This is a genomic window from Thermaurantiacus sp. (genome assembly GCF_053487655.1).
This window is the reverse complement of the sequence record NZ_JBRCLD010000045.1, coordinates 1-6,929: the sequence shown is the minus strand read 5'-3', so window position 1 is coordinate 6,929 and position 6,929 is coordinate 1. Positions and strand designations below refer to the sequence as shown.

Sequence of the window (6,929 nt, the reverse complement as noted above, 5' to 3'; positions counted from 1 at the left end):
AACTTCATGATGCTCGAGTTGTTGATGACCCGGCAGGAGCCGCTGGATCGAGCTGTCATCGAAAACGCCCAGGGTCTCGAGTTCCTCGTACTTGACGAACTCCATACCTACCGCGGACGCCAAGGCGCCGATGTCGCCATGCTGGTCCGTCGGGTGAAGGAGCGGCTGACCCCTTCCGAGAGCCTGATTTGCATCGGGACGTCGGCCACAATGTCGAGCTCTTCTGACGAGACCGAGCGGGCGGCAGCCGTTGCGGAGGTTGCTTCCAAGTTGTTTGGGCAAACCATCCTGCCCGGCAGCATCATCGACGAGAGTCTCTGGCGGGCCACATCGCCGAAAATCAAGGCCGAAACGCTGGGCGATGCTCTGCGCCAGGCCGTGCTTCAGCCGATCCCGCCGGATCTGAAAGACGAGCAGCTGGTTGAGCATCCCCTCGCTTGCTGGATCGAAACACAGATCGGCATCCACGACGACGAAAAGCGCCGCCGCCGCAAGCCGATCACGCTGCCCGAAGCGGCGGAGGCATTGGCCAAGCACACAGGGCTCGAGAAACCTGAGTGCGCACGTGCGATCGCCGACATGCTGGGGGTCATGGGCAAGCGGGAAGACCAGCGCGGTGGAACCTCACCGCGGGCGTTTATGGCCTTCAAGCTGCACCGGTTCATCTCTGGTGCCGGCCAAGCTTATGCGACTCTGGAGTCGGCAGACCAGCGCCGCGTGAGCCTAGAAGGTCAGAAATTCCATCCAGGCGACGAGAACGCCCGACTGTATCCCATGTTCTTTTGCCGCGAATGCGGCCAGGAGCACCACAGTGTCGCCATCTCCAACGCTGACGGGGAGCGTCGGGTCATCGCGCGTTCCATCGACGACCCGGCCCGAGATGAAGCCGAGCCTGACGGCACCGAGACCGGTTACCTTGTGCCCGCTGTCAATGAAGGGTTCCGGTTTGAAGGAAAAGTGACCGACTATCCGGACGACTGGTTGGAGCCCACGGCCTCGGGCGAAGAACGGCTGAAGGCATCGCACCGAGGCAAGCATGAAGGGCGCCTCGTCATGGTCCGCCCCGACGGCAGCTTTGGCGACGATGGCATTCCGGCCTGGTTCTTTCCAGGCAAATATCGCTTTTGCCCTGAATGCGGTTATCAGCCCGCTCCTGGCGCCCGCGAGATCAACAAGCTGGCAGGCCTGTCGGCGGAAGGTCGGAGCTCGGCGACAACGCTGATCGTGTCGACCATTCTCGCCTGGATGGAGGCCGACGGGTCGCTGCCCAAGCACACGCGCAAGCTGCTGGGTTTCACCGACAATCGGCAGGACGCGGCCCTTCAGGCCGGTCACTTTAACGACTTCATCTTCGTCACCCTCTTACGCGGTGCGATCTTGCGTGCGGTGCGAGAAGCCGGCCCTCAAGGGCTCAGGGCGGATAAGTTCGGTGAGGCCGTGCGGTTGGCGCTGGGCTTTGATCTCGATCGTCAGGAACGGCTTGCCGAATGGATGGCGGATCCCAACGCCAGGGGATACCAAAACCGTCAGGAAGCACAGGAAACCCTGTCGGACATCCTTGCGCATCGCGTTTGGGCGGACCTGCGGCGGGGCTGGCGCTACACCAACCCCAACCTTGAAGACGTTGGCCTCATCACGACGCATTTCCCCGGACTCGATGACTTGGTCAGCGACGACGCAGAATTTGTCGGCAATCCTCGCCTCTCGGCGGCCACGCCCGATCAGCGCCGCAAGCTGTACGAGATCCTGTTTGACCACATGCGCCAAGGCCTGGCCGTCGCTTCCGACGCGCTGGACCGGACCAAGCTCCGGCAAATGGCCGAGGTGTCGCGCAACCGGCTGCGCGTACCGTGGGCTATCGAGCGCGAAGAGGAGAATGCACTGCGGGAAAGCGGCTTCCTCATGATCAACCCGCCGCGCAACGCGACGATCAACGCCTCCGAAGCCATGCTAATTTTGCGCGCGGGGAGACAGAGCAAGCTCGGCAAGGCGCTGCGCAAGCCCAGCTTGTGGGGCGGGTCGGACGTTCCCCCGAAAGAATATGACCATCTCATAGAAGGCTTGCTGAAGGCCGCAGAAGCCCACCAGTTCGTCCGGCGCGTCAACGTCGGCTACGACGCCCCGGCTTGGCGAATGGCCCCGACGGCTCTCCGGCTCATGCCGGCTGAGGGCCGTCGCGACGGCAAGCGCCAGAACCTCTTCTTCCGAGAACTGTACACCCAAGTGGCCGAGATGCTCGGCCAGTCTGGCGAGTTGCCCTACAGCTTTGAAGCGCGCGAGCACACGGCCCAAGTCGACCAGGAGGTGCGCGCGTGGCGCGAAGACCGCTTCCGGTTCGAGGCCGCCGACCGCAAGCGTCTCAAAGACAATCGGGAAGTGATGCGGGACAGCCTCGAGCCGGACCGCTTTCTGCCCGCCTTGTTCTGCTCGCCAACCATGGAGCTCGGCGTCGATATCAGTGCCCTGAACGCTGTCTACATGCGCAACGTGCCACCGACGCCGGCCAACTACGCGCAGCGCTCAGGGCGGGCAGGTCGCAGCGGCCAAGCGGCCTTGGTGGTCGTCTACTGCGCGACGCAATCGCCGCACGACCAATACTATTTTGCTGACCAGCGAGCACTGGTGGCAGGCGTCGTGCGCCCACCGGCGCTTGACCTGGCGAACCAGGACCTGCTGCGCAGCCATCTGCACGCAGAATGGCTGGCGGCCGCCCGTGTGCCTCTGAAGCCGTCAATCCCCGAGAACCTCAACATGGCTGAAGAGGGCATGCCTGTCCAGGACGGCATCGCCGGCCCCATGCGCACTCTATCGAAGGTCGGCGCGGCTAAGCCGGTGATGAAGCGTCTTGTCCAATCGGTTCTGCCGGCTATCAACCTGCGCGACGCGCCCTGGCTTGAGGATGTTGATGCCTTTGTCGAAAAAGCCGATAGTGAGGCGTTCGGCCGCTTCACCGAGGCCTTTGACCGGTGGCGCAACCTACACGCCAGCGCGCGACGAGAACAGGAACTAGCCCACGCCATCCAGAGCAAGGTCGGGCTGAAAGCCGGAGAACGGATAGCGGCGGCGACGCGGTATCGCAATGCGTCGCGGGAGCTCGAAATTCTCGAGTGCGGCAAGGCTTCGCCGGGATCGGATTTCTACACCTACCGCTATCTCGCCACGGAGGGCTTCCTGCCCGGCTACAATTTTCCACGGCTGCCGCTTTATGCATTCATTCCGGCCACCAAGGGGGCCGTGCTGCAACGGCCGCGCTTTCTTGCCATTGCCGAGTTCGGACCCAATAGCATGATCTATCACGAGGGCCGCGCCTATCGGGTCGTGAAGGCCAAGCTGCGCGCAGAGGGGCGGCTCGACAACGGGCAGCTGGCGACGTCAACCCTCATCATCTGCTCGAATTGCGGGGCGGCGCACACTGACGAGCTGCAGGAGCGCTGCCACGCGTGCGGCACGTCGCTGGCCGGCGTCGAGCGCCTCGACAACGTGCTGCGCATTGAGAATGTCGAAACCGCGCCATCCGAGCGGATCACCGCTAACGACGAAGACCGTCAACGCCGAGGCTTCGAGATCCAGACCCTGTTCCAATGGGCTGACCAGACCGGGGCCGTGGACATGCGCAAAGCGGTCATTGGAGACGCCATGGGCGAGCTAGTGCGTCTCGATTATGGCGCGGCCGCGCGTCTCTCGCGCATCAACAAGGGACTGCGACGCCGCAGATCGAAGACAATCTTTGGGTTCTTCATCGATCCGAACTCCGGGCGTTGGCTGAAGGATCCCGCCAATGGCGAGGATGATGACGGCATGGGCGATCTGGGCGAGGCTCCCCCACAGCGCATCGTGCCCATGGTGCAGGATCACAAGAACGCGCTGCTGCTTAAGCCCGCGCAACCCCTGTCGGTTGACGAGATGGCCACGCTGCAGCACGCGATCGTTCGTGGCATCCAGCTCGTCTTCGAACTCGAGGAGGGCGAGATTTTGGGCGAACCCCTGCCCACCCGCGACCAGCGCAATCTCATCCTCTTCTATGAAGCGACCGAGGGAGGCGCGGGCGTGCTGAACCGCCTTGTCTCCGACCCGGAAAAGGTCGCCGAAGTCGCACACGCTTGCCTAAAGCTCATGCATTACAAGCCACCCTTCGCGGCAGACGCGATGGTCGAAACCGACGATCCATGCGTCGCCGGCTGCTACCGCTGCATCCTTTCCTACTATAACCAGCCCGACCACGAACTGATCAATCGCCGCTTGCCCAAAGTCATCGACCTCTTGTGCCGGCTGACCAGGGCGAAGCTGGTGCAAGAAGGCCCAAGCGCGCATCAGAGCGGGTGGGTGGCGGCTCTGGCGAGGTGGGGGATGCCGACCCCGTCGCCGGTAACGCTCAACGGGGCTTTCCATGATCTATACTGGCCTGCGCACGGTGTGTTGGCGGTACCGGGCGGAGCATCCGAAGAGCTGACGGCCGCCGCAACGGCGGTCGGCATTCTGGATATCGTTTCGGTCGACCCGCAGCCGGGTGCTGAGCCACCGCCCGCGCTCATCAAAGCTTTGGGTGTAACCCAATGAGTGCTCTGAACTTCTCGCCGGGCGACATGGTGCGGGCGCGCGGTCGCGAATGGATCGTGCTGCCTTCGCCGTCCGAAGACCTGCTCAACGTGCGCCCTCTGTCGGGAACGGATGACGATGCCCAGCTGATCGTCCCGGCCCTTGAACCAACGCCGATCACTGCTGCCAGCTTTGCCGCCCCCACCGCGGACCGGCTTGACACTCAGGATGGCGCCAGGCTGCTGGCCGATGCCCTGCGACTGTCGCTGCGCCGCGGTGCCGGGCCGTTTCGAAGCGCCGCCCATCTCGGTGTAGAACCGCGCGCCTATCAGCTTGTGCCGCTCATGATGGCCCTCAAGCTGCCGGTGGCCCGGCTGCTGATCGCGGACGACGTCGGGATCGGGAAAACGATCGAAGCCGGGATGATCCTGCGCGAATGGCTCGATCGCGGCCTCATCGATCGCTTCGCGGTGCTGTGTCCACCGCACCTCGTTGACCAATGGGTCAGCGAACTCGGCGAGAAGTTCGACATCGACGCCGTGGCCGTCACCGCCGCGCGCGCTCGGGGTCTCGAGCGTGGCCTCCCCACCTCCCAGAGCCTGTTCGAAGCCTATCCCTACGCTGTCGTCAGCCTGGACTATATCAAGGCCGACAGCCGGCGGGACGACTTCGCCCGCGCGTGCCCGCCCTTCGTCATTGTCGATGAAGCCCATACCTGCGTTGGCAGCGAACGCGGGCGCCAACAGCGCTACGAACTGCTGAGCCGCCTTGCCGCCGATGCGCAGCGCCACATGCTGCTGCTGACGGCGACCCCGCACAGCGGTGATGTGCTCGCCTATGACCGCCTCCTTGGCCTCGTGCACCCGGACCTCGCCGGCGGGCCAAAGGCTGGTGATACCAACGCGCGCGAACGCTATGCGCGGCGTCTGGCCCAGCACCTTGTCCAGCGCCGCCGTCCTGACATCCAGGATGGCTGGGAGGAAAAGCGGACCTTTGCCAAGCCCTTCTCCCTCGAAGCGCCTTTCACGCTGACCGGCGATTTCGCGGCCTTCCAGGAGGCGGTGCTCGACTATTGCCTCGAAGTGACCAACCGCGCTGGCGACGACCAGCGCCGCCGCCGCCTCGCTTTCTGGGGCACACTCGCGCTCATGCGCTGCGTCGGGTCATCCCCCGCCGCCGCGCTGAGCGCCCTGCGCAATCGCCTGGGCGGCCTTGCTGACGAAGAGGCGGTCGAACCGGTGGTGTTCGAACTGGAAGACGGCACCCTCAACGAAACCGATCTCGAGCCGGGAACAGCAAGCGAACAGGGTGAGGAAGCGTCGGCCCTCCAGGCGCTCATCGACAGGGCCCAGGCTCTCGATGCCCGCCGCAGCGAGGACCCCAAGGTCAAGAAGCTGCTCGCCGAACTGCGCCCCCTTCTGGCCGAAGGTGCCCGCCCAGTCATCTTCTGCCGCTTCATCGCCACCGCGACGGCCTTGGGCGAATTGCTTCGCACCAGCTTCCCCAAGACCAGGGTCGAGGTCGTCACGGGCACGCTGGCGCCTGATGAGCGCCGTGCCCGTGTCGACGCCCTTGAACCGTACGAGAGCCGCATCCTGGTCGCCACCGACTGCCTGTCGGAGGGCATCAACCTCCAGACGTTGTTCGATACCGTTGTCCACTACGACCTCAGCTGGAACCCTACCCGTCACCAGCAACGCGAGGGCCGGGTCGACCGTTTTGGCCAGCAGGCGGAGGTGGTGCGCGCCATCATGATGTATGGCGCCAACAGCGCCATCGACGGCGCCGTGCTCGATGTCATCATCCGCAAGGCGAGAGAGATCGAGAAGGCGACAGGCGTCTCAGTGCCCATGCCCGAAGACCAGGCCAGCATTACGGCAGCGCTCATGCAGGCCGTTATGCTCCGCCGTGGCGGCGGCGCCCGCAGTCAGCTGGCCTTCGATTTCGGTCCCGAGGCCGAGCAGTTCGAACGGACGTGGCGGGACAGTTCCGAAGGCGCCAAGGCCAGCCGCTCCCGCTACGCGCAGGGCGCGCTGAAGCCCGCCGAGGTCCTGCCCGACTGGCAGAAAATGCGGGCGCTCAACGGCGGCCCCGCCGAGGTCGCCCGCTTCACAAGCCGTGCGCTCAAGCGACTTGGCGCCCCGCTTGAGGCCCAGGCCACCCACACACTCATTCACCTCGATTCCCTGCCGCAAGCCATGCGCGAGCGCCTCGAGCAGCGCGGCCTCACCGGCACGCGCCGCATCAGCTTCGAAGACAACCCGCTGCCCGGCGTCATGCACGTCGGTCGGGTCCACCCCATCGTCGCCACGCTGGCCGAAACGCTGGCCGAGGGCGCGCTCGACCCACAAGCCGCCGAAGGCAAGGCACTGGGCCGGGCCGGCGTGTGGCGC

2 protein-coding genes are annotated in these 6,929 nt (G+C 64.8%); both read left to right on the top strand.

What is annotated here, in order from left to right; translation table 11 throughout:
* Positions 1–24 precede the first annotated feature (24 nt).
* Positions 25–4,557 carry a Zn-binding domain-containing protein gene (locus ACWIQA_RS04445; protein WP_448581860.1) on the top strand — a complete coding sequence of 1,511 codons (4,533 nt, stop codon included), beginning with the start codon at positions 25–27 and terminating at the stop codon, positions 4,555–4,557.
* The coding region (locus ACWIQA_RS04440; protein ID WP_448581859.1) for a DEAD/DEAH box helicase at positions 4,554–6,929 on the top strand (2,376 nt) is incomplete at its 3' end. The genes ACWIQA_RS04445 and ACWIQA_RS04440, both read left to right, overlap by 4 nt.